We start from the raw sequence: 24,025 nt of genomic DNA on the forward strand, positions 1-24,025 counted from the left end.
CGCATGCTTCGACTTACCGATATCACCCTTCCGCTGGACCACCCCGAAGAGGCACTGGCGACGGCCATCCGTCACCGGCTTCACGTCGGTGCGCAGGCGATTCGCAGCTATACGGTATTCCGGCGCGGCCACGATGCGCGCCGGCGCGGCGCCATCCAGTTGATCTACACGCTGGATGTGGATGTCGCCGACGAAGCGAAACTGCTTCAGCGCTTCGCCGATGATCAGCATGTGCGCCCTACGCCGGACACGAATTACCAATTCGTGGCGCAGGCACCCGCGAACATGGCGCATCGGCCCGTGGTGATCGGCCTGGGGCCTTGCGGCCTCTTCGCCGGCTTGATCCTGGCGCAGATGGGTTTTCGCCCGATCATCCTCGAGCGCGGCAAGGCCGTGCGCGAGCGCACCAAGGACACCTGGGATCTCTGGCGCAAGCGCAACTTGCATCCGGAATCGAATGTGCAGTTCGGCGAAGGTGGGGCGGGCACGTTCTCCGACGGCAAGCTCTACAGCCAGATTTCCGATTCGAAGCATTACGGACGCAAGGTGCTGACCGAGTTCGTCAAAGCCGGCGCGCCGGAAGAAATCATCTATGTCAGCAAGCCCCACATCGGCACCTTTCGCCTGGTGACGATGGTGGAGAACATGCGCAACACCATCGAGTCGCTGGGCGGCGAGATCCGCTTTGAGCATCGCGTCGATGACATCAAGGTCGAAACCGATGCGGATGGCGTACGACATGTTCGCGGCGTCGTGTTGGCAAGTGGCGAAGAAATCCGCACCGATCATGTCGTACTCGCGCTGGGCCATAGCGCGCGCGATACCTTCGAGATGCTGCACAAGCGCGGCGTTTATCTGGAAGCCAAACCGTTCTCGATCGGTTTTCGCGTCGAACATCCGCAATCGATGATCGACCGCGCGCGCTTCGGTCCGCAGGCAGGTCATCCCCTGCTCGGCGCGGCCGATTACAAGCTGGTGCATCACTGCCGCAACGGACGCTCGGTCTACAGTTTCTGCATGTGCCCGGGCGGCACGGTCGTCGCGGCTGCCAGCGAGCCGGGGCGTGTCGTCACCAATGGCATGAGCCAGTATTCGCGCAACGAACGCAACGCGAATGCCGCGATCGTCGTGGGCATCGAGCCGTCGGATTTCGCTCCCTATGACGGCAGCGGCAGTCCGCTTGCCGGTATTGCCTTGCAGCGACATTGGGAAAGTCGCGCGTTCGAACTGGGTGGTGGCACGTATGAAGCACCGGGACAGCTGGTCGGCGATTTCATCGCGGGACGTCCCTCGCAAGCGTTCGGCGACATCCTGCCCTCGTACAAGCCGGGCGTGCATTTGACCGACCTCGCGCACGCGATTCCCGACTATGCGGTCGAAGCCATCCGCGAAGCGATGCCCGCATTCGATCGGAAGATAAAGGGCTTTGCGCGTCACGACGCCATCTTCACCGGTGTGGAAACACGCACCTCGTCGCCTGTGCGCGTGCGCCGCAACGATGACGACCTGCAGAGCCGCAATACGCGCGGACTGTTCCCCGCCGGCGAAGGCGCAGGTTACGCAGGTGGCATTCTCTCCGCAGGTGTGGACGGCATCCGCGTGGCGGAAGCAGTGGCTTTGAGCATCGCTGCGATGCATCCGATGTCGCATGCTCACTGACACCCTCAAAGACGACATCCGCAATGCCTACGCGCGCATCAAGGACGGGCTGCCCGGCTTCCGCGCTCGCCCTGCGCAGACGCGGATGATCGCGGAAGTCGCACGGGCGCTATCCCAGTCGGGCGGCGCAGCTGCCATCGAAGCACCCACCGGCACCGGTAAGTCGATGGCGTATCTGATCGCAGGCATGGAAGTGGCGCGTGCGCAGAAAAAGAAATTATTGATCGCCACCGCGACGATCGCATTGCAGGAACAGCTGGTCGAGCGCGACATTCCGCTTTATCTGAAACTCAATGGCAGCCATGCGAAAGTAGCGCTGGCGAAGGGACGCGGCCGTTATCTGTGCCCGCGCAATCTGCGCATGGCGGGCGGCAGTCTTGGCGACAGCGGCCAGATGGGACTCGGTTTCGACGCAGATCTTGCGCTGTGGAGCAAGCCGCCGGCCGAACGCGACAAGCAAGTGCTGCGCAAACTCACCGACACCTTCGATCGCAACGAATGGAACGGCGACATGGATGCCGCGCCCGAAACGCCCGGCGATATGTTGCGCGGCATGATCACCACCAGCGCCGGCGGATGCACCGGGCGGCGCTGCGCGCAATTCATGGCCTGTCCGTTCTTCGCCGCGCGCCGCGCGGTGGCGGATGCGGACATCATCGTCGCCAATCAGGATCTGGTGCTGTCCGATCTCACCATGCCGGGCGGCGACGACAACTGGGGCGGCGTGATTCTCCCCAAGCCGGACGACACGCTATACGTGTTCGACGAAGCGCACCACATGCCAGGCAAGACGATCGATCGCGGAGCCTCCGATGTATCGCTCGGCACGGCGACGCGCCAGATCAGCCGCCTCACGCGCCAGGTGCACGCCGCCTATTCACTGACCGACAAGGAAGTGATCGGCAAGCTCTCGCTCGATGCGGGCGACGAGAAACTGCAGGCGCTCAGCGACGCGCTCGAAGAGCTCGAAAAGGAAATCCGCCAGTCGTGGCTGCCCGATCCCGCGGAAACCGAGCCCATGTATCGCGGTTCGCTGGGGCAGTTGCCGGAAACGTGGATGCAACATGCGTCCTTGTTGTACATCGCCACCGCCGAAGTCCAGCGCTGGCTCACCGCCGTTCGTCGCACCGTCACCGAAATGAGCGAAGGCGGTCCCACTCAGGAAGCCTTGTCGCGCGAGCTGGGGATGGCACTGGAACGCATCGACCGGCAAGTGCGCACCTGGCTTGCATGGTCCACGGACGATCCCGAACATGCGCCGCCGCTCGCGCGCTGGGTCACGCTTTCCCACGATCAGCAACTTGTCTGTCACGCTTCTGCCGTGTCCGCGGGCGCATTGTTGCGCACGATACTCTGGGACAACGCCAGTGCTGCGATCATGACCTCCGCCACCCTGAGTGCCGGCGGCAACTTCCGCGGCTTCGCCGATGCCGTGGGTTTGCCGGACGACGCCATCACCATCAGCCTGCCCTCGCCGTTCGATCTCGGCGCCCAGGCGCGCCTTGAAGTGCCTGCGATAGACGCACTACCCGATGCGCGCGAACAACACGCACAGGCCGTCACCGATTGGCTCGCCGAACATCTGGACTGGGATGCCGGCAACCTCGTGCTTTTCACTTCGCGCGCCAAGCTCGAGCGGGTGTTGCAACGCTTGCCGATCGATAAGGTGCGCAAGGTTCGCGCACAAGGTTCGCTCGGGAAGACGCAGCTGATTGCCGAGCATGTCGCGGCTATCGAAGCCGGCAAAGGCAGCACGTTGTTCGGTCTCGCATCCTTCGGCGAAGGTCTCGATTTGCCCGGCAAACTGTGCGAAACCGTCGTCATCACACAGTTGCCGTTCGCCGTGCCCACCGATCCCGTGGGCGCCACCTATGCCGAATGGCTGGAATCGCGCGGACGCAATCCGTTCCTGGAAGTCGCCGTACCGGAAGCAACGCGACTGCTCACGCAATACTGCGGCCGCCTGATTCGCAGCGAAACGGATCACGGCCGCATCGTATTGCTCGACCGGCGCGTCGTGACTCGACACTACGGCAGCCAGATGTTGAAAGCACTGCCTCCTTTCCAACGTGTCATCGAGCGCACCGCATGAGCATCGTCCGCCTGCGCGATTGCCGCGCCACACCCTGGAAGAACGGCATGGGCCGAACGCGCGAACTTGCCGCGTATCCCGAAGGCGCCGGCATGGAAGATTTCATCTGGCGCGTGAGCGTTGCGGAAGTCGATAGCGCGGCGCCGTTTTCCGCGTTTGCCGGTATCGACCGTTACATCGCGTTGCTGCAAGGCGCAGGCTTCACGATGACACTCGACGATGGGAGCACTCACGCACTCACGACACCGTTCTCGCCGTTCGCATTTCCCGGTGAAGCACAGGTAACGGTGAATCTGCTCGGTGGACCGACGCGCGATTTCAATCTCATGCTGCGCCGCGAGCGCGTTCGAGGCGAGTTGGTGGTGTGGGATGTGCCCGGCCGGCAGGTGGTGGATGATGCCGTGGCGCTGATCTATTGCGCACAGGGCCATGTCGACACGGCAGAAGGGCGACTTCAGCCCGGCGATGCCTGGCTCCCCATCCGATCCGTCGGTCGCGTCACGCTCGATTCGGGAACATTGGCACTTGTCGCGCGCGTTGAATCGCGCGGAAATTGAGGCAGTTGTCAGAGGCGACCCATTGCACCCTGCCAAAGCTGCCGTACTTTTTTCCCGTCATTCCGGCGCAGGCCGGAATTCAGTGTCCCTATACTGCAGCTGTGCGTTTACTTCTGAACGCTGTCGCTACTGGATTCCGGCCTGCGCCGGAATGACGAACGATAGGACGATGTACTGAGGTACAACTCATAACACTACTGCCCGTGAGGTTACCGTCATGCTAGTGCTGGTCCTCGGCTTGATTCTTTTTCTTGGCATCCACTCGGTACGCATCTTCGCCAACGATTGGCGCACGCGTCAGATCGAACGAATAGGCCTGAACCGCTGGAAGGGTATTCATTCGGCGTTCGCCATCGTCGGCCTGCTGTTGATCATCTGGGGGTTTGGACTGGCACGGCAGCATCCCGTCCTGCTTTACATACCCCCGTTGTGGCTACGCCATCTCAATGGACTGTTTGTACTGATCTCCTTCGTCTTCTTTGCTGCCGCACGCGTACCGAACAATCATCTGAAGGCGAAGTTCGGCCATCCGCAAACGCTGGCGGTGAAGATCTGGTCCTTCGGCCATCTGCTGGCCACCGGCATGTTGCATGACGTGGTGCTGTTCTTACCCTTCCTGGTTTGGTCCGTGGCGCTTTACATGGTCTCGCGTGCTCGCGACCGACGCGCGGGCGCGGTTTATCCACCCGGCACCGTCAAGGGTGATGTGATGATCGTAGTGATCGGCGTGGTGATCTGGGCGCTTTTCGCGTTCTGGCTACATACGCTGCTTATCGGCGTAAACCCGATGGCCTGAGGGGTGTCGCCAGTCATCTTCGCTTGCGGGGCCGCCTGCGCTACAGTTCAGGCGGTCCCATCGTTCGGGTAATAGCCATGGTCGGTTTCCTGCTCTGGTTGCTGCTGCTGATTTTCTGCTGGCCGCTGGCGCTGCTGGCGCTGGTGCTCTATCCCATCGTGTGGCTGCTGTTGCTGCCGCTGCGTCTGGTGGGCATCACGGTGAGCGCCGTGTTCGCCTTCCTCACCGCGCTGCTGATGCTGCCTGCCCGGGTGCTGCGCGGACGGCCCGTCTGATGTTATCGGCGCGTCAATGCGCCGAGTCGAGATGACTGGCAAACCCTACTCGCCTGCCAGCGACCGCAACCGCGAGCCGATTCTGGCGATACTTCGCACGTGGTTTGCCGATCGGCTGCACGTGCTGGAAATCGGCAGCGGTACCGGCCAGCATGCTGTGCATTTCGCAGCCGCGCTGCCTCATCTCATCTGGCAGAGTTCGGACCGCGCGGAAAATTTGCCAGGCATACGTCAATGGCTCGACGAGGCGGGATTGTCCAACACGCCACCGCCTTTGCAGCTGGACGTGACGGGCGCGTGGCCTGCCGATCGCTACGATGCGATTTTCAGCGCCAATACGTTGCACATCATGGCGTGGCCGGAAGTCGAGCGCATGTTCGCCGCGCTACCTTCGGTGACTAGCGCCGACGCATGCGTAGCGATCTATGGACCGTTCAACATCGACGACCGCTTCACCAGCGAAAGCAATGCGGCGTTCGACCGCGACCTGAAGATGCGAAACGCGCACATGGGCATACGCGATACGGCGGCGGTGGACGCATTGGCCGCCGACAAGGGCTTCGATCTGATCGATGACGTGGCGATGCCGGCGAACAACCGCTTGCGCTTGTGGAAGCGGCGCCAGGCGTAATCGCCCGGCGCCGTTTGCTGCTTACTTCTCGGACACCACCGGCATGCTGATAAAGCTTGCGTGGTCCGGCGTGTGCCAGATTTGCTGCGTGGCTTTCACGTAATCGCTCGGCTTGGCATCGAAGATGTTCTGCACGAACGTTTGCGGATTGCGGTCATACAACGGGAACAGGCTGGATTGCACCTGCACCATGATGCGGTGCCCCGGCAGGAATACGTGATTCACTGTCGGCAGGCCGAAGCTGTATAGCAGCGGCGTGTTCGGCTCGACGGCCTCCGGATGCTCGAAGCTGGTGCGATAGCGGCCGCGGAAGATATCGAGCGAAATCGGCAATTCATAGCCACCCATGCCGGGATTCGACGGCACGGAACCGGGATAGACGTCGATGATCTTCACCACCCAGTCGCTATCCGTGCCGCTGGTCGAGGCAACCAGATTCACTTGCGGCGCGCCACCCACATGCATCGGCTCGGTGAGCGGCTCGCTCACATAAGTGATGACATCCGGACGGCCATCCACAAAGCGCTGGTCGTTCAACAACCAATGCGTCCAGGCCTCGTGGTCGGACCCGATCACCGGACGCGGCTGGTACGGAACGGGCTTCGCCGGATCGGAAACGTATTCGTCGTACTTGGCGTCGCTTGCGCTCGGCGCCTCAAACGACAGACGTCCATCCGCTTCCAGATAAAGCGGCTTCGCCTTCGACGCACAGCCCTTGTCGCACGATAGCGGCCAGTGCGCGTAGCGATCCCAATGGTTCTCGCCGGTGTTGTAAATCAGCACCGGCGGCGTGTTCGCTTTCGGCGCGCCGTCCTTCAGGTATTGATTGAAGAACGGCAGCAGCACGTCGCGGCGAAACTGCAGCGCAGTGTCGCCACCCCACTTCATCGGGCCGAGTTCGCTGCCGTTGTAGTTCACCTGGCTGTGGCGCCACGGCCCCATCACCAGGTAGTTCATGGTGTTGGTCTTGTCCTTCGGCTCCATCACTTCGTAACTATGGATGGCGCCCCACATGTCTTCCTGATCCCACAGGCCCTGCTCCCACATGGTCGGCACTTTCAGCGGCTGCTGCGCCAGGACCTTGTCGAGTGCCTGGGCTGACCAAAAGAGCGTGTAAGCGGGGTTCTCGCGAATCTTGCGCCAGAACGGCAACGCTTCGAGCCCGTTCGCGCGTGCGTAATCGCCGGCGGAACCGGCACGAAGGAAGTTGGTGTAATCGTCCAGTCCTTCGCGCGGGATCGCGTAACCCATGCCTTTCTGCGTGGTCTGGAAGGTGATGTAGTCGAAGTTGGTCTGGCGGAACGCGCCGTAATGGAACCAGTCGTCGCCCATCCAGCCATCCACCATCGGACTTTCCGGCGCTGCGACTTTCAGCGCGGGATGGGGATTGATGAGCGCCATCACCACGGTAAAGCCTTCGTACGACGAGCCGAGCATGCCGACCTTGCCGTTCGATTCGGAAATGTTTTTCGACAGCCAGTCGATGGTGTCGTAGGCGTCGGTGGATTCGTCGACCTTGCCATTGTTGAGCGGGCCGCGCAGCGGCAACGTCATCACGTAGTCGCCTTCGGAACCGTATTTGCCGCGGATGTCCTGGAAGACGCGGATGTAGCCCGCTTTCACGAACACCTCATCGCCCTGCGGCAGGGTGTCGAGCATGTGCGGCGAGACCATGCGTTCGGCACGCATGTCGGCGTGATACGGCGTACGCGTCAGCAGGATCGGTGCGTGCGCTGCGCCTTTGGGAATCACGATCACGGTGTGAAGCTTGACGCCATCGCGCATCGGAATCATCACCACGCGCTTGATGTAATCGTTGGCGGTGGTCGGTGCGGTGAAGCCGCCTGAAGGGATGTCGGGCGTAAGCGGTGCGGTTTGCGCCTGGGCGCCAGCCACGAACATCGCCGCCGCGAGCGCGGTGACGGCAAGGAAGGAACGAATCGGGTGCATGGGGGATCTCCGCAACGGCCGCCCATACCCATGGCGGCGGATGCATGCGATGTCTGAAAGGCGCTGCTCTCCCGGCAGCCTGGTGACTGTACGCGATCCACGCCGAAAGCCATGCATGACTTTTTGCACAGTTCCCCCTTGCATTTGTCGCCAGCAGGTGGAGGATGGGGCCCGAACCACGGCGGGACTTCGTACGTTGCAAGCGATCGACACACTCACTCCCTGCCCCTGCGGCAACGACGCCGGATATGCGCGCTGCTGCGGACCGCTGCATGAAGGCGCCATCGCGCCATCCGCCGAGATCCTGATGCGCTCCCGCTACAGCGCCTATGTGATGAAGCGCGAGGATTACCTGCTCGCCACATGGCACCCCAGCACGCGGCCTGCGAGCCTGAAGCTGGCTGCGCAGCAGCCCTCGCCCACGTGGCTTGGCCTGGATGTGAAGCGGCATGAGGAAAACGGCGAGCACGCCATCGTCGAATTCATCGCGCGCCTGCGCTACGGCGGCGGCAAGGCGCAACGCATGCACGAGATCAGCAGCTTTGTGCGCGAGCAGGGATGCTGGTACTACCTGGACGGTCGGTTTCCGGAAGGTTGAAACGCGCCGTCACACGGTGTGGATGGTCAATTCGCTCTCGCCTTCGAAGCGTCCTTCCGGCCCGAAGCGACGTTCGAGCACGCGCCCCTTGCCGTGGTAATCGATGGCTACGATCGTGCTTGCCCGCGTGCCGTAGCGCTCGCCACGGATGAACGCCGACGAGAGCCAGCGTTCGCGCTCCAGGCCCACGCCGGTGTCCGGCAGTGTCTCGTCCGGCGCCTGGTGCTCATCGGCCAGCCCGCGGAACAACGGCGAAAAATCGTCTTCGTGGCCCGCATCCATCCATGCCTGCAGACGGGTCATCCATGCACGCGTCTTGGGCCACGGCGTATTGAAGTCGGCATTGGACAGACCATGCACGCCCGGTTCGATCGGCTGCGCGCGCGGCTGCGGCCGATTGCCGATGTAGAACCCGTGGGTCGCATCGAACGTGAGCAGATTGAAGGGACGATAGTCGGCTGCGGCACCGAGCAGTTTCGCGGCATGCGCGGTCGCGTCGTCAGGCCCTTTCAGATAGTCCGTGGCGAGCAGGCCGCGCGATACTCCATGCTGCGGGTCGCGCGGATCGCGCACGTTGGTGACGACGCAGCATCGCCCCGTGCCCGACACGCCAAGCCAGGTACCGCCCGCTTCCAGATCGCGTCCGGCGAGGATGGGCAGATCGTCCCAATGCGACAGCGGCGCACTGGGGCGCGCGTGGAATTCGTCGCGATTGCCCGCCAACAGCAGGCGCCAGCGAGGGTGGATCTGCCAGGCAAACGCAATCAGGCACATATCTGCACTCCTACGCGTTGTATGTGGCGCGCTGCTTCACCGCACTGGCCCAGCGCGTGGCGACCCGCGGCGACGTCATGCAAACCGTCTCGTCGGTGACCGTGGTGACGGCGCGCTCCAGCAGTTGGATGTCCGCCTCGTGCTGGCGCGCGACGTGCGGGTCCTCGAAAAATACCGCGCGCTGGCAGCGCCGTTCCAGCACCAAATCGGCGATTTGTGCGTCGCCGCCCATGGGGCCGCTCTGGAAGCGCTCCACCCAGTTCCTGTCTTGCGGCCAGCCGCGGCTCCAGGCCAGTTCGTTCAATTGCTGGCCTGTGGTGCCGGTCGCCACGCGCCGCGCAAAACGTGACAGAACGTCGAAGTGGTCGGAGGCGTACGCCATCATCTGCGGCTTCATGGCGTCGTGAGCGATCAGGGCAAGGGTCTGGGATTCCAGCGCGAACAGGTCGTCGGCGCCGGCATCGGGGGCAAGTCCCGCATGGATGCGTTCGACTTCGACCCAATCGCGGGCGGACGCCACGGTCGAAATAAAGGGCTTTTGATGGATGACGCACTGGCGCTTCAGCGCCACCGCCTCGGGAAAGGTCGAGGACGGATCGACGGGGTTGATGAGGTAAATGGCACCATCCAGCGTGCGGCCGGACTCCGGCATGCCCACCACTTCGGCAACCAGCTTCATCAAACCGCCTTCGTGACCGTAGGGATAGCGCACCAGGCCCGGGTAATCCGCAAGCAAGCCGACGCGGGCAATGGCGGCGTATGTGCGCCCTACGGCGTGCAGACTGATATTGAGCTCGCGAACACCCCGCTCGGATGCGCGCAGCCAGCGAAAGAGCGCCGCGTCGTCCTGGTCGTGATGAAGGGCGTTGGCCGCCAAACCCATGCGCATGCAACTTTCTCCCGCTAAGTGATTTTCCCGAAGAACCAATAGCACACCGCAATCGATGCCACGACCCCGGCCAGATCGGCGAGCAACGCACAGCCCACCGTGTGGCGAACCCGCCGGATACCCACTGCCCCGAAATACACGGCGACCACGTAGAACGTCGTCTCGGTGCTTCCCTGCACGGTGGCCGCCGCCAAGGCCGGGAAACTGTCCACGCCCGAGTGATGCATGGTCTCGATCAGCATCGCGCGTGACGCGCTTCCCGAAAACGGCTTGACCAGCGCAGTGGGCAACGCATCGACGAAGCGCGTATCCATGCCTGCATGTTGCGCCAGCCAGCGCACGCCATCCAGCGCGAAGTCCATCGCGCCGGATGCGCGCAGCACGCCCACCATGCAGAGCATGGCGACCAGATACGGCAGTATCTCTTTCGAGACTTCAAAGCCTTGCTTGGCGCCGTCGATGAAACTTTCGAACAACGGCACCCGCTTGTACGCACCGGCGCAGAGAAACACGATGATCACGCCGAACAACATCAGATTGCCGAGCAAAGACGACAGCGACGCGAGCGCCGCCGATGTCAGCGAAGCAAGAAACGCCAGAAACCCTGCCAGCAGCAAACCGCCGCCGCCCAGCCACGCCAGCACCACCGGGTCCCACAAGCGCAGGCGCTGCATGTACGCCACCGACAGCAGCCCGGTGAGATTGGAGGCGAAGTGAGCCAGCAGTATCGGCAGGAACACCAGCGTGGGATCGTGCGCACCGGCTTGCGCGCGATACATAAAAACCGTCACCGGCAAAAGCGTCAGCGACGATGCGTTGAGTACCAGGAACAGAATCTGTGCATTGCTTGCCGTGCTGTCGGATGGATTGAGCGTCTGCAACTCGCGCATCGCGCGCAATCCGATCGGTGTAGCTGCGTTATCAAGCCCCAGCGCATTGGCGGCGAAATTGAGCGTGATCAGCCCGATCGCCGGATGCCCGCGCGGCACTTCCGGCATCAATCGCGCGAACAGAGGGCCCAGGAGGCGTGCCAGCCCGTCCACCAATCCAGCACGTTCCGCGATGGCGAGAAAACCCAGCCACAGGGTCAGCGTGCCGAACAGCATCAGCATGAGCTTGACGGAAAGATCGGCCATGTCGAACAGCGCGCCGACGATCGCCGCAAAAACCGTTTCGTCGCCGCCGATCAACCAGCGCGCAAGCGCCGCCAGCGCGGCCACCATGAAAAAGCCGAACCACAGTCGGCTTAGCATGCGTGTTGGCCGGAAGCGGATCGGATGGGCATGCCCGCATTGTCGATGACATCGCCGTGGCTCGCTACCTCTCGCGCCAATGCATCGACAAAAAAAAGCGGCGTGCCGGGTTATCGGCACGCCGCGCTGGGTAGGCACGGATGCTCCCGTGCGATGTTTGGCCTAGCTTAGAACTTCACCTTCACGCCGACGTTCCAGAAGCGACCGACGATACCGGCGAAGTCATAGGTCGGGTTGTACAGGTTGGCCGCATAGTTCAGCGGATCAATCGGTGGCTTGCGATCGGTGACGTTGTCCACCGACGCCGTGAACGTGATGTGGTCGTTGAACTTGTAGCTGCCTACGAGGTTGCCATAGGTGAACGAGGACATCGTGCAGTTCCCGGCGAGCGGACCACCGTTTGGACCCAGGGCGTCGAAGCATTTCACGGTGCCGGTCACGTCCTCCGCCGATTCATACTCCTTGCTCGTGAAGTAGATCGTGGCCGTCAGACTGAACGGGCCGTACTCGACGGTGTTCGCCCAGTTTGCGCGGGTACGGGGCGTACCAGCACCCGAGGACAGGTTGTATGGACCCTGCGTGCCGACGTAGCTCTCGACCTCGCCAGCGACGTCTTCCTTCCACTCGAAGATCTGCGTGCCCTGCAACTCGCTGATGTATGTGATGCCGTTGCCGAAGGTGAAGTGTGCTTGCAGGTCCAGATCGACACCCGTGGTCTTCAGCCAGTTACCGTTGATGTAATCGGCACCCACGAACACCGGACGCAGTGGGGCCGTGGGGTGCAGCGGATCGGGTGTATCGAACTGCATGGTGTACCCCGGCAATACCGTACCGGTCTGGTAGTAGTTCAACAGTGCCACACCCGGGTCCGCTGGAACGATCACGTTGCTCTTGCGGATGTTGTAGTAGTCGATCGATGCATTCAGCCAGCTGACCGGCTGTATCACCAGGCCTGCGGTAAAGCTCTGCGACTTTTCCGGCTTCAGGTTGGGATTACCCGCACTACCCTCCTCGAGCGCATACGGTATGGTCACGTAATTGGAGTTGCCGTGCGCTGCCAGGAATGAGGCTGGCGCGCCCTGGCCTTCAACTGAACTGTTGACGAAGCCGGCACTGAAGCTGCCGGCACTTTCACCGAATTGCGGAGCGCGGAAACCCTTCGAATAGGTGGCACGCAGGGCTACCCAATCAAACGGCTTCCACTTCAGGCCAACCTTCGGCGAGAAGTTGTTGCCGACGCGCGGGTAATGGTCGAAACGACCCGAGGCATCCATTTCCAGGTTCTCGAGCAACGGTGCGTCGAATTCGGCGTATATACCGCTCACGTTGCGCGCGCCGGTAATGAACGTATCGCCCAATCCCTGATAGATGCCGCCCGGATTGAGCTCCTGCTGCAACTGCGCTTCGTGACGGAATTGGACGCCGCTGGCGAAACCTGCGGGACCACCGGCCAAGTCGAACAGCTCACGGTTGACGGAGAAGTCGAACACGTCCATATCCGCGTGATTGTTCGCGATGTCGGGCGGCGAAACCGAATTGCGTACGGATGCACTATTCGACGCCGGGTTGGCGAAGTTGTACGTGCCGTTCGTGATGGCGTTGAGCAGACCCTGATAGCTGATAAGGCCCAGGTTCGTGTATTGCATCCACTGGCGGTTGCCTGCGACCGACGCTTCATAATTCCAATCGCCGAAGGTGCCTTGCAGGTCGAGCACCGCGCGTAGGTTGTGAGTATCCGTGTCCGTGGCGGTCGGAATATCACCAAACGCATAGTTGATCAGTGCGTACTGACCCGGGAACGGGTTGGACGGGTTGCCGGGCGGCAGCGTGATGGTGTCGGTGTTGTTGGGTACGCCACTTTGAATCTGCGACGGAGTGCCATTGGCGTGAAGCTGGGACTCGTAGTAGCTCAACGACGCATAAGCTCTGGTGGTGTCATTGAACTTGAAGGTATAGCGCGCATAGAGGCCTCCCCTATTCGTGTACTGCTGGGCGAATCCATATTGATACGCGTTATCCTGCGCGCAGTACGTGCCCGTGCCAGGGCCCGTGCCCGGGACGGTTACGGCTTGAGTACCGTCAGTACACGGACGCAGCGGCTGGAAGGGCCCCGTGGCCACACCCGTCAGCAGGTTACCCGGCGTTCCCAACGTAGCCGGCGCTACCGTGCCGATCGTGGAACCATTGGTGTTGAGCGGATTGCCGACGCGAAGATCCGGACCACCGATGCCGGTCAAGTTCTGGCTGTTGAAGGGATAGTCGCGATCGCGCAGGCGAATCGGCTGATCCTGTTCCCATTCCGCACTGAAGTAGACGTTGTAGTGATCCGTATCCAGATCACCCATGCCGGCTACCAACGTGGCGTTTTTGTGGAAGCCGCCGCCGTGCTGCGAATTGCCGACTTCGGCACTGCCTTGAACGCCCTGGAAGCTGGGCTTGAGGATGACGTTGACAACGCCCGCGATCGCGTCGGAGCCGTAAATCGATGAAGCACCATCTTTCAGTACTTCGATGCGCTCTACGGCGGCAAGCGGAATCGTCTGCAGGTCGACGAACGAGCGGATACCGTCGTCCACCAATGGATAGCTTGCTGCACGCTTGCCATCGATCAACACCAACGTGGAGTTGACCGTCAAGCCGCGCAACGCGACGCCCGCCGAACCTGCCGCGAAGCCTGCATAGAAAGATGGCGGGATGGTACCGCTGTTGTCAGCCGAGACAGCACGCACCACGTCGGAAACGGTGGTAAAGCCCGAACGTGCGATGTCCTGTGCGGTGATCACCGTCACCGGCGATGGTGTTTCCGTGTCCACACGCGGCAGCGCAGAACCCGTCACGGTGATGGTCTGCAGTTGTTTTGCGTTGGATGGTGCCGGAGCGGCTTGTTGCTGCTGAGCGGGGGTTTGCTGATCCAGTGGGGCTGCAGCAGGCGCACTCTGCGCGAAAGCGACTCCGGCGGCAGGCCCTAGCAACAAACCTGCCAACGAAAGTGCAAGCTTATTACGTTTCATTTCTACCCCTCCAAAGTGGAACCACGAAAGGTTTAACCGCTTATGCGTTACCCGTTCGATCCGACGGTGGAAGTGAATTCGGACCCCTCCGATCCGAGTCCCGGGTCTACCACACCGGGTTCCTATAGACAAGTAGTTAACAATGCGCAAGTTGTTGCGCATTTATGGACTCGCCCCCTCCTCTTCCAAGTGCGCGCCACAGCAAGCTTGTAAACGTTTTAGGAAAAAAGGGGCGCAAACTAGTTGTTTAGCTGTCGTAATTTATTGCGCCGCCATGGCTACGCATTTTTAGCAGGAATGCGACTCCATCCACGGGCCATCGCGCCACCTTGCGTCAGAAAACAAAACGGCGCACCGATTTCCCGGTGCGCCGTTTTGCGCAAACACTAACCTTGGTTCTTCGTGCTTCAGCTCACTGCCTGCCGCAAATCACACGACAGGCAGTGACGTAGGACGATTAGAACTTCACCTTCACGCCGACGTTCCAGAAACGGCCGATGATACCGGCGTAGTCGTAGGTCGGGTTGTAGCCGTTGCCGGCGTAGTTGATCGGATCCAGCGGCGGCTTGCGGTCGGTGACGTTGTCCACCGATGCCGTCAGCGTGACGTGGTCGTTCAACTTGTAGCTGCCCACCAGGTTGCCGTAGGTGAACGACGCCATCGTGCAGTTCGGAATCAGCGGGCCACCGTTCGCACCCAGCGCGTCGTAGCACGCGGTGGTGCCGGTGATGTCTTCGGCCGACTCATATTCGTGGCTGGTGAAGTACACCGTGGCCGTCAGGCTGAGCGGACCGTACTCGACGGTGTTCGCCCAGTTGCCGCGCGTGCGAGGCGTACCGGCACCCGAGGACAGGCCATACGGACCCTGCGTACCGACGTAGCTCTGGACCTGACCGCCGATATCTTCCTTCCACTGGAAGATCTGCGTGGCCTGCACTTCGCTGATGTACTTGATGCCGTTGCTGAACTCGAAGTGCGCCTGCAGATCCAGGTCGAGACCGCTGGTCTTCAGCCACTGGCCGTTGATGTAGTCGGCGCCGACGAACACCGGACGCAGCGGCGCACCCGGATGCAGCGGATCGGGCGCATCAAAGGTCATCGTGTAGCCAGCCGGAATCGTACCGGCGGTCAGGTACTGGGCCAGGGCGGTACCCGGGTTGGCCGGCAGGATGACGTTGCTCTTCTTGATGTTGTAGTAGTCCAGCGACGCGTTCAGCCAGCTGAGCGGCTGCACCACCACGCCGAACGTGAAGCTCTGCGACTTCTCCGGCTTCAGGTTGGGATTACCCGAGCTGCCCTCTTCGATCGAGTACGGGTTGGTCACGTACGCATCGTTGCCGTGCGCGGCGAGGAATGCGGGCGACGCACCCAGTCCGGCGACCGACGTGTTCACGAAGCCCGCGCTGTAGCTGCCAGCGCTCTCACCGAAGGCCGGTGCACGGAAGCCCTTCGAATACGTGCCACGCACCGCCAGCCAATCCGTCGCCTTCCACTTCACGCCGACCTTCGGCGAGAAGTTGTTGCCGACGCCCGGGTAATGGTCGAAGCGGCCGGAAGCGTCGACTTCCAGGTTCTCGAGCAGCGGCGCATCGAACTCGGAGTAGATACCGCTTACGTTGCGGTTACCGATGATGCGCGTGGAGCCCAGATTCTCATAGATGCCACCCGGGTTGAGCGGCAGTTCGTTCTGCGCCTCGTGACGGAACTGAACGCCACCGGCGAAGCCCGCGGGGCCGCCGGGCAGGTCGAACAATTCGCGGTTGACGTTGAAGTCGAACACGTCCATGTCCGACGTATCGGTCACGGCATACGGCGGCGCCACCGAATTGAGCACGGCCTTGCTGTTCGCCGACGGATTGACGAAGTTGTACGTGCCGTTCTGGATCGCGTTGATCAGACCGTTGTAGCTGAGGAAGCCGGCTTGACGGTAATCGAGGGACTCGTGGTTGCCCACCACCGAAGCTTCATAGTTCCAATCGCCGAAGGTGCCCTGCAGGTCGAGCACGCCGCGCAGGTTGTGATCGTCGGTGATCGTCTGCTGCGGGATATCGCCGAAGGCGTAGTTGATCAGCGCATACTGGCCTTGAGCCGCGAACGGATTGTTCGGGTTCAGCTGGCCATTCGCCAGTGTCGGCGGCAGCTCGATGAAGTTGGTGTTGACGGGCACCGAGTTCTGGATCTGCGGCGGCGTACCGAGAATGGTCGTCTTGTTCTCGTCGTAGCTCAGCGACGCATAAGCCTTGGTGCTGTCGTTGAACTTATAGGTGTAACGACCGTAGATGCCGCCACGGTTCTGCTTCTGCTGGAAGTAGCCGTAGTCGGAAATCTGGTTCTGCTGGCAGTACGTGCCCGTGCCAGGGCCGTTGCCCGGCACCGTGACACTCTGGCTGCCTGTGCCGCAAGGACGCAGCGGCTGGAATGGACCGGTAGCCGTGCCGCCTGGCGTAGTCCCGGCCGGTGCCACCGTACCCCAGATCGAACCGATGCCCACGCCATTGAGGTTCGGGTTACCCCAGCTGGTGTTCTGGCCGCCGATGTTCGTCCAGTTCGGGCTGTTGAACGGATAGCTGCGATCGCTGGCGCGGATCGGCTGGTCCTGTTCCCATTCCACGCTGAAGTAGGTGTTGTAGTGGTCGGTATTCAGATCACCGGTACCGGCCACCAGCGTCGCCTTCTTGGTGAAGCCGCCGCCGTGCTGCGAATTGCCGACATCCGCGCTGCCTTCCACGCCCTGGAAGCTGGGCTTGAGGATAATGTTGACCACGCCCGCGATCGCATCGGAACCGTAGATCGACGAGGCGCCGTCCTTCAGCACTTCGATGCGCTCGACGGCTGCGAGCGGGATGGTGTTGAGGTCGACGAACGAACGGATGCCGTCGTCCACCAGCGGGTAGCTCGCCGAGCGCTTGCCGTCGATCAGCACCAGGGTGGAGTTGACCGTCAGGCCGCGCAGCGCGACGCCCGAGGAACCGGCCGCGAAACCGGCGTAGAACGAATTCGGGATGGAGCCGCTGTTGTCAGCGGAGATCGAACGCACCACGTCGGAAACGGTGGTGAAGCCCGTGCGTGCGATGTCCTGGGCGGTGATCACAGTCACCGGCGAGGGTGTTTCCGTGTCCACACGCGGCAGAGCCGAACCGGTCACGGTGATGGTCTGCAGCTGCTTGGTGTTGCTCTGGGAAGCAGCAGGCTGGCTCTGGGACTGATCCTGCGAGGCTGCGGGGGTGGTCTGCGCGAAGGCGGTGCCGGCAATAGGGGCCAGCAATAAACCCGCCAACGAAAGCGCAAGCTTATTCCGAGTCATTTTTCATACCCTCCAAAGGTACAACTGATTGTGATGAGCCCAACTAGCTGTGGGTGATGACTAGGGGAAGTTGGGCGTGTGGGGACACCGCCGGAGTTTTCCATACCCCACGGTCTTCATACAAGTCCTTAACATCGCGCAATTTCTTGCGTGAAGATCTTGTCAGGCGGCACCTAAATTTTGCGACCGCATCTAATTGTTCTAAAAAGACATGCAAGAAAACGCCAGTAACCGAGGGTTACTGGCGTGTGACAATATCGCAATATCTTACGCAGATCGTGAAGGCCAATTAACGAGCCAGGGCGACCTCTTTCTCCGATTTGCGCATCAGCTCGGCGGCAATTCCAACGGCAGCTTCGCGCCCGTCGTAAACGGCCCGTACGACCAGGTCGGCACCCCTGACGTTGTCGCCACCGGCGAAAATACGGGGATGGCTGGTCTGCTGCGGCAAGCGGCCATGGGCGCCGGTAACCACCTTTCCTGACGGCGACAATTCGACCCCGTGCGCGGCGAGCCAATCCGGCGGGCTGGGCAGAAAACCGAACGATTGAATGACGACATCCGCCACGATGTCGGATTCCGTACCCGGCACGTTTTGCGGCTTTGGACGTCCATCGCCAGTATCCACCAAGCGCGTTTCGACGACGCGCACACCACGCACCTGTCCATGCCCGTCATCCAGAATGGAGACAGGCTGGCGATGGAACAAAAAGGTCACGCCTTCTTCGCGACTGTAAGCCACTTCGCGCGCCGAACCGGGCATGCTCGCTTCATCGCGACGATAGACGCACGTCACCGATGCGGCACCCAGGCGTATCGCCGTGCGATTGCAATCCATGCCCGTGTCGCCGCCGCCGAGCACCACCACATGCTTGTCGCGGAAATCGAATGTGGAGGAAGGCTCGCCGCGCAGCAGCCGCTCGGTATTGGCGATCAGGAACGGCAGCGCATCGTGCACGCCTTGCAAATCACGACCCGGCAGCTTGGCATCCACGAACGTGTAGGCACCGGTGCCGATGAAGATCGCATCGTATTCGTCCAGCAGCGTGCCGAATTCCACATCGCGCCCGACGTCCATGCCGAGCAGGAAACGCACGCCCATGCCTTCGAGCACGTCGCGCCGCGCACGCACGACGGCTTTGTCGAGCTTGAACGGCGGAATGCCGAAGGTGAGCAAGCCACCGATCTCGCGCTGACGATCGTAAACATCCACGGCGATACCCGAGCGGCGCAGACGATCCGCGCACGCGAGACCTGCCGGGCCGGCGCCGATCACCGCCACGCGATGACCTGTCTCGCGCACGTTGGAAAGATCCGGGCGCCAGCCTTGCCTCAGCGCCTCGTCCGTCACCCATCGCTCGATGCTGCCGATGGTCACCGCGCCGAAGTCGGTTTGCTCCAGCGTGCATGCGCCTTCGCAAAGACGATCCTGCGGACACACGCGGCCGCAGATTTCCGGCAGCGGATTGGTCTCGTGCATCAACGTGGCCGCTTCGAGAATGCGACCTTGCTGCACCAGCTTCAGCCAATTGGGAATGTAGTTGTGAACCGGACACGCATGCTCGCAATAGGGATTGCCGCAGTCGATGCAACGCTCCGCCTGCGTACCCGCTTGCGGTGCTGCGAAGTCGCCGCCGATTTCACCGTAACCGAGCACGCGCACCGCCACCGGGACGGTGCGCGGCGGCTGTCGAGGTACGTCGAGGAATTGGAAAAGCTTTGCGCTCATGCCGCCCTCCGCAGTTCTTCGGCCAGCACGGCGAGGCTCGCAGCTTTCGGTTTCACCAGCCAGAATTTGTATTGCAGGCCGCGGAAGTCGCGCAGGATCTGCCGGCCCCAATCGCTGCCGGTCAATTCGACGTGACGAGTCACCAGTTTCCGCAGATGCTGCATGTAGTTTTCCATCCCCTCGGGTGAAATGCGCAGGATGTCGACCAGCTCATGGTTGTAGCAGTCGACGAAATCGCGCTCGATGTCGAGCACGTAGGCAAAGCCGCCCGTCATGCCCGCGCCAAAGTTGAGGCCGACTTTGCCGAGCACGGCAACGACGCCGCCGGTCATGTATTCGCAGCAGTGATCGCCCGCGCCTTCGACCACCGCCAGCGCACCGGAATTGCGCACGGCAAAACGCTCGCCGGCACGACCGGCCGCATACAATTCGCCATCGGTCGCGCCGTACAGGCAGGTGTTGCCGATGATCGCGGCATCCTGGCTGGCATACGGCGCATCGGCCGGCGGACGCACCACGATGCGTCCACCCGCCATACCCTTGCCAACGCCGTCGTTGGCCTCGCCGATCAATTCGATGTGCACGCCGCCCGCGTTCCATGCACCAAGACTCTGGCCCGCCGCGCCTTCCAGCTTCAATTCGATCGGATGCGCATCCATGCCGTGGTCGCCATGGCGACGCGCGACATCGCCCGACAGACGCGCACCGATCGCACGGTCCGTATTGGCGATGCGATACGAGAAGCTGCCGCCAGTCGCACCCGCCACGACCGCAGCCGTGTCGCGCGCGATGCGCGAGGCAAGCTCTGCATCGTCGCGCATCGGATTGCGCGCCAGCGTGCATGCGAAATCGCTGCTTGCGCTGAGTCCCGCACCATCGATCAGGGGCGTGAGATCCAGCCTGTGCTGCACCGGCGTGGAACCTTCCAGCTGTTCGAGCAGGTCCGTGCGGCCGACGATTTCGCCCAGCGTGCGCACACCCAGCCGCGCAAGATGTGCACGCACGTCTTCGGCAACGAACGTGAAGTAATTCATCACCATCTCGGGCAGGCCGATGAAGTGATCCTTGCGCAACACCGGATGCTGCGTGGCCACGCCCGTCGCGCAATTGTTCAGATGGCAGATGCGCAGGTATTTGCAACCGAGCGCCACCATCGGGCCCGTGCCGAAGCCGAAACTTTCGGCACCCAGCAAGGCGGCTTTGATCACATCCAGGCCCGTCTTCAAACCTCCGTCGGTCTGCAGACGCACGCGGCCGCGCAGATCGTTGCGCCGTAGCGTCTGCTGCGTTTCGGCAAGCCCCAGCTCCCACGGCGTGCCGGCGTATTTGATCGACGTCAACGGACTCGCGCCGGTACCGCCGTCGTGACCGCTGACCGTGATCAGGTCTGCGCCGGCCTTCACCACGCCCGCCGCCACCGTGCCGACGCCCGCGTGCGAAACGAGCTTCACCGACACCAGCGCTTCCGGATTCACTTCCTTGAGGTCGTGGATCAGCTCGGCCAGGTCTTCGATCGAATAGATGTCGTGATGCGGCGGCGGCGAGATCAGACCGATGCCGGGCTTGGCATAACGCAAACGCGCAATGGTGGCGTCCACCTTGTGACCGGGCAGCTGTCCGCCTTCGCCCGGCTTGGCGCCTTGTGCGATCTTGATCTGCAACACTTCGGCGTTGACGAGATAAGCAGGTGTGACGCCAAAACGTCCCGACGCCACTTGCTTGATCTTCGATGCACGCTCGGTGCCGTAGCGCGCGGGATCTTCGCCGCCCTCGCCGGAATTGCTGCGAGCGCCAAGGCGATTCATCGCAATCGCCAAGGCTTCGTGCGCTTCTGGCGACAACGCGCCCAGCGACATGCCGGCTGAGTCGAAACGCTTGAGAATGGACTGCGCCGATTCGACCTGATCGATCGAAATAGACGCACCGGAAGGCTTGAGTGCCAGCAGATCGCGCAACGCCGACGGCGGACGTCGGTCGACAAAATCCGCGTACGCGCGATAGTCGGATGGATTGCCCGTGCGCACGGCCTTCTGCAGGCTGCCGATCACGTCGGGGTTGTACATGTGGTATTCGCCGCCGTGCACGTACTTGTACAAACCGCCTGCGCGCAACTGCAGCGCTTCGTTCCACGCTTCGGCGGCGAGCAGCCGCTGTTCATGCTCGAGTTCGGCGAAACCCGCACCACCGATACGCGATGGCGTGCCGGGGAAACACAGCGCCACCACTTCCGGCGCCAGGCCCACGATCTCGAACAACTGCGCACCGCGGTAACCCGCAACGGTGGAGATACCCATCTTGGAGAGGATCTTCAGCAGTCCCTTGCGAATACCGCGACGGTAACTGCGCCCGATTTCCTGGCGGTCGCCTTCGATATGTCCTTCACGACCGAGTTCGAACAGGCTCTGGTAGGCAAGCCACGGATAGATCGCCGTCGCGCCAAAGCCGATCAGGCAGGCGAACTGATGCGGATCGCGCGGCGTCGCCGTCTCCACGACGATGTTGCACTGGCAGCGCAAACCTTCTTCGATCAGATGCGCGTGCACCGCGCCGGTGGCAAGCAAAGCGTGGATCGGCAACTGATCGCGCTGCGGATAGCGGTCGCTGAGAAACACCAGCGCGCATCCCTCGCGCACCGTCTTCGCCACCTGGCGACACAGGCGGCGCAGGGCCGTTTCAAGTCCTTCTTCCGGCGCATACATCAGATCGAAGCGTGGTGCCCCGACGTACTGCGGCATGGCCAGCAACTGACGCAGTTTGCGCTGCGAAAGGATCGGCGAGTTGATCAGAATCTGCTTGGCGTTCTCGGGCTTGAGGTCGAAGACGTTGCCTTCGGGCCCGATCTGCGTCACCAGCGACATCACGAGCTTTTCGCGCAGCGGATCGATCGGCGGATTGGTCACCTGCGCGAAGCCCTGGCGGAAGCGATCGAACAGCGGACGCACCTGCCGCGACATGGCGGCGATCGGCGTGTCGTCGCCCATCGAGCCGGTGGCTTCGGCCTCCAGTTCGGCAATCACCTTGAGCACGGTTTCGCGCTCTTCGCGCGAAAGGCCGTAGAGCTTCTGGTAACAGCGCAGTTCTTCGGCCGGCAGAGGTTCGGCGGCGAGCGAAGGATCGATCAGATCCGATTCCAAATAGCTGACGCCTGCGCGCAACCAGTCGCGATAAGGTGCGCGCTTGCGGTTGATGTCATCGATATCGGCATCGCGCAGCAGACGATGGGTGGCGAAATCCACCGCGATCATTTCGCCCGGCGCAAGACGCCCCTTGGCGATGACACGCGCGCTCGGCACGTCCCACAGACCGGCTTCGGAAGCGACGATCAGATGGTTGTCGTCCGACAAAGCCCAGCGAGCCGGACGCAGACCATTGCGATCGAGCGTGCACGCCGCATAGCGGCCATCGCACATCACCAGGCCTGCCGGACCGTCCCACGGTTCGCTATGCAGTGCGTAGTACTCGTAAAAAGCGGCAAGGTCTTCATCGATACCTTCGCGCGCGGCGAACGCCGGCGGCACCAGCGCGCGCATGCTGGCGAGCAGATCCAGGCCGCCCGCGAGCAGCAGTTCCAGCGCGTTGTCTAGGCTTTCCGAGTCCGAACCGGTCTGGCGCACGAACGGCCCGATATCGCCGAGTTCCACCAGCGGCGAGCGCCAGATCTGCGCACGCGTCTGCATCCAGCGGCGATTCGCGCGAATGGTGTTGATCTCACCGTTGTGCGCCAGCAACCGGAACGGCTGCGCCAGTCGCCACTGCGGCGTGGTGTTGGTGGAAAAGCGCTGATGGAACACCACCGCATCCGCCGTCAGGGCCGGATGACGCAGGTCGCCGAACACATCGCGCAGACGCCCCGGTGCCGCCATCGCCTTGTAGCCGATGACTTGCGCCGACAGCGAAACGACATAGAACTGTGGATCGTCGTGCAACGCTTGCTCGGCCCGACGCCGCGCACGGAACAACGCGCGCTCGAACGCAGCCTCGTCCATGTCCGAGCCGGCGTTCACGAAAATCTGCCGTACATGCGGGCGCGCAGCAGCGGCCAGCGGTCCGCAGGCTTCCGCATTCACGCCCACTTCGCGCCAGCCGGCGACGTGCGCTCCCTCTTCGGCGAGATGGCGTTCCAGCACCTTGATCGATTCGTCCTCAACGCCTTCGAGGAACACCAGTCCGGCCGCGAAGCGTTCGCCCAGGGCGATACCGGCTTCCACCGCCAGGGCTCGCAGCCACGAATGCGGATGATGGATGAGCACGCCGCAGCCGTCGCCGCTGATGCCGTCGGCATTGACGCCGCCGCGGTGGGAAAGTTTGGCCAGTGCCTCGAATGCCGTGTCGACGACCCATTTGCTGGCGTGACCGTCGATCTGGGCAACCAGACCGAAGCCGCAGCTATCGTGCTCAAAACTGGCGTCGTACAAACGCGGCACAACCGACATGATCAAAATCCTCTTGGCTTTCTCCGGTTCGCTGGGGCGCAAAAGACCTGCTGCAGCGAGGCGGCAGGCGGATG

Annotated in this window: 15 protein-coding genes; 7 read left to right on the forward strand and 8 right to left on the reverse strand. The window is 62.3% G+C overall.

Annotated features, from left to right (window positions below):
• The first annotated feature begins 3 nt into the window (after positions 1-3).
• The 6 genes from DWU99_RS09185 (at position 4) to DWU99_RS09210 (ending at position 6,010) form a co-directional block, all read left to right on the forward strand.
• Positions 4-1,659, forward strand: a complete 1,656-nt coding sequence (locus DWU99_RS09185; RefSeq protein WP_115477754.1) for an NAD(P)/FAD-dependent oxidoreductase — start codon at positions 4-6, stop codon at positions 1,657-1,659.
• Positions 1,649-3,751, forward strand: a complete 2,103-nt coding sequence (gene dinG / locus DWU99_RS09190) for an ATP-dependent DNA helicase DinG (RefSeq protein ID WP_115477755.1) — start codon at positions 1,649-1,651, stop codon at positions 3,749-3,751. The genes DWU99_RS09185 and dinG overlap by 11 nt, the downstream gene beginning before the upstream one ends.
• On the forward strand, positions 3,748-4,308 hold the full coding sequence (locus DWU99_RS09195; RefSeq protein WP_115477756.1) for a HutD/Ves family protein: 561 nt from the start codon (positions 3,748-3,750) through the stop codon (positions 4,306-4,308). Before dinG ends, DWU99_RS09195 begins: the two co-directional genes overlap by 4 nt.
• 217 nt (positions 4,309-4,525) lie before the next feature.
• Positions 4,526-5,104 (forward strand): NnrU family protein, encoded by a 579-nt coding sequence (locus DWU99_RS09200; protein ID WP_115477757.1) that lies wholly within the window; start codon positions 4,526-4,528, stop codon positions 5,102-5,104.
• Positions 5,105-5,181: 77 nt separating this feature from the next.
• Positions 5,182-5,379: a hypothetical protein gene (locus DWU99_RS09205; protein ID WP_115477758.1), complete on the forward strand. Its 198-nt coding sequence runs from the start codon at positions 5,182-5,184 to the stop codon at positions 5,377-5,379.
• Between the two features lie 31 nt (positions 5,380-5,410).
• A complete protein-coding gene (locus tag DWU99_RS09210; RefSeq protein WP_115477759.1) occupies positions 5,411-6,010 on the forward strand; it encodes a DUF938 domain-containing protein in 600 nt (199 codons plus the stop codon).
• Between the two features lie 21 nt (positions 6,011-6,031).
• On the opposite strand, the gene DWU99_RS09215 is transcribed toward DWU99_RS09210, so the two are convergent.
• Positions 6,032-7,960, reverse strand: a complete 1,929-nt coding sequence (locus tag DWU99_RS09215; RefSeq protein WP_115477760.1) for a CocE/NonD family hydrolase — start codon at positions 7,958-7,960, stop codon at positions 6,032-6,034.
• 196 nt (positions 7,961-8,156) lie between these two features.
• Here DWU99_RS09215 and DWU99_RS09220 point away from each other — a divergent pair, with 196 nt between their 5' ends.
• Complete coding sequence (locus tag DWU99_RS09220; RefSeq protein WP_115477761.1) at positions 8,157-8,558, forward strand: YchJ family protein; 402 nt, start codon at positions 8,157-8,159, stop codon at positions 8,556-8,558.
• A 9-nt stretch (positions 8,559-8,567) separates the two neighbouring features.
• Here the strand turns inward: DWU99_RS09220 and DWU99_RS09225 are convergent, their stop codons facing one another.
• From DWU99_RS09225 to gltB, 7 genes are all read right to left on the reverse strand, one after another.
• Positions 8,568-9,332: an NRDE family protein gene (locus tag DWU99_RS09225; RefSeq protein ID WP_115477762.1), complete on the reverse strand. Its 765-nt coding sequence runs from the start codon at positions 9,330-9,332 to the stop codon at positions 8,568-8,570.
• 10 nt (positions 9,333-9,342) lie between these two features.
• The gene (locus DWU99_RS09230) at positions 9,343-10,221 is read right to left on the reverse strand and encodes a methylglyoxal synthase (RefSeq protein WP_115477763.1); all 879 of its coding nucleotides are present in this window, start codon (positions 10,219-10,221) and stop codon (positions 9,343-9,345) included.
• Positions 10,222-10,235: 14 nt separating this feature from the next.
• Positions 10,236-11,474 (reverse strand): nucleoside recognition domain-containing protein, encoded by a 1,239-nt coding sequence (locus DWU99_RS09235; RefSeq protein WP_115477764.1) that lies wholly within the window; start codon positions 11,472-11,474, stop codon positions 10,236-10,238.
• 167 nt (positions 11,475-11,641) lie between these two features.
• Positions 11,642-14,485: a TonB-dependent receptor gene (locus DWU99_RS09240; RefSeq protein WP_158543252.1), complete on the reverse strand. Its 2,844-nt coding sequence runs from the start codon at positions 14,483-14,485 to the stop codon at positions 11,642-11,644.
• 457 nt (positions 14,486-14,942) lie between these two features.
• Positions 14,943-17,789 (reverse strand): TonB-dependent receptor, encoded by a 2,847-nt coding sequence (locus tag DWU99_RS09245; protein ID WP_115477766.1) that lies wholly within the window; start codon positions 17,787-17,789, stop codon positions 14,943-14,945.
• 289 nt (positions 17,790-18,078) lie between these two features.
• Positions 18,079-19,518, reverse strand: a complete 1,440-nt coding sequence (locus DWU99_RS09250) for an FAD-dependent oxidoreductase (RefSeq protein WP_115477767.1) — start codon at positions 19,516-19,518, stop codon at positions 18,079-18,081.
• Complete coding sequence (gene gltB / locus DWU99_RS09255) at positions 19,515-23,951, reverse strand: glutamate synthase large subunit (RefSeq protein ID WP_115477768.1); 4,437 nt, start codon at positions 23,949-23,951, stop codon at positions 19,515-19,517. Before gltB ends, DWU99_RS09250 begins: the two co-directional genes overlap by 4 nt.
• Positions 23,952-24,025: the final 74 nt, after the last annotated feature.

It is taken from the genome of Dyella psychrodurans (assembly GCF_003363265.1).
Lineage (GTDB): Bacteria > Pseudomonadota > Gammaproteobacteria > Xanthomonadales > Rhodanobacteraceae > Dyella_B > Dyella_B psychrodurans.

What these genes read in the sequence shown, in the direction of transcription:
- DWU99_RS09185 (WP_115477754.1), top strand. Translation starts at nt 4, where the DNA reads ATGCTTCGACTTACCGATATCACCCTTCCGCTGGACCACCCCGAAGAG.
- dinG (WP_115477755.1), top strand. Translation starts at nt 1,649, where the DNA reads ATGCTCACTGACACCCTCAAAGACGACATCCGCAATGCCTACGCGCGC.
- DWU99_RS09195 (WP_115477756.1), top strand. Translation starts at nt 3,748, where the DNA reads ATGAGCATCGTCCGCCTGCGCGATTGCCGCGCCACACCCTGGAAGAAC.
- DWU99_RS09200 (WP_115477757.1), top strand. Translation starts at nt 4,526, where the DNA reads ATGCTAGTGCTGGTCCTCGGCTTGATTCTTTTTCTTGGCATCCACTCG.
- DWU99_RS09205 (WP_115477758.1), top strand. Translation starts at nt 5,182, where the DNA reads ATGGTCGGTTTCCTGCTCTGGTTGCTGCTGCTGATTTTCTGCTGGCCG.
- DWU99_RS09210 (WP_115477759.1), top strand. Translation starts at nt 5,411, where the DNA reads ATGACTGGCAAACCCTACTCGCCTGCCAGCGACCGCAACCGCGAGCCG.
- DWU99_RS09215 (WP_115477760.1), bottom strand. Translation starts at nt 7,960, where the DNA reads ATGCACCCGATTCGTTCCTTCCTTGCCGTCACCGCGCTCGCGGCGGCG.
- DWU99_RS09225 (WP_115477762.1), bottom strand. Translation starts at nt 9,332, where the DNA reads ATGTGCCTGATTGCGTTTGCCTGGCAGATCCACCCTCGCTGGCGCCTG.
- DWU99_RS09230 (WP_115477763.1), bottom strand. Translation starts at nt 10,221, where the DNA reads ATGCGCATGGGTTTGGCGGCCAACGCCCTTCATCACGACCAGGACGAC.
- DWU99_RS09235 (WP_115477764.1), bottom strand. Translation starts at nt 11,474, where the DNA reads ATGCTAAGCCGACTGTGGTTCGGCTTTTTCATGGTGGCCGCGCTGGCG.
- DWU99_RS09240 (WP_158543252.1), bottom strand. Translation starts at nt 14,485, where the DNA reads ATGAAACGTAATAAGCTTGCACTTTCGTTGGCAGGTTTGTTGCTAGGG.
- DWU99_RS09245 (WP_115477766.1), bottom strand. Translation starts at nt 17,789, where the DNA reads ATGACTCGGAATAAGCTTGCGCTTTCGTTGGCGGGTTTATTGCTGGCC.
- DWU99_RS09250 (WP_115477767.1), bottom strand. Translation starts at nt 19,518, where the DNA reads ATGAGCGCAAAGCTTTTCCAATTCCTCGACGTACCTCGACAGCCGCCG.
- gltB (WP_115477768.1), bottom strand. Translation starts at nt 23,951, where the DNA reads ATGTCGGTTGTGCCGCGTTTGTACGACGCCAGTTTTGAGCACGATAGC.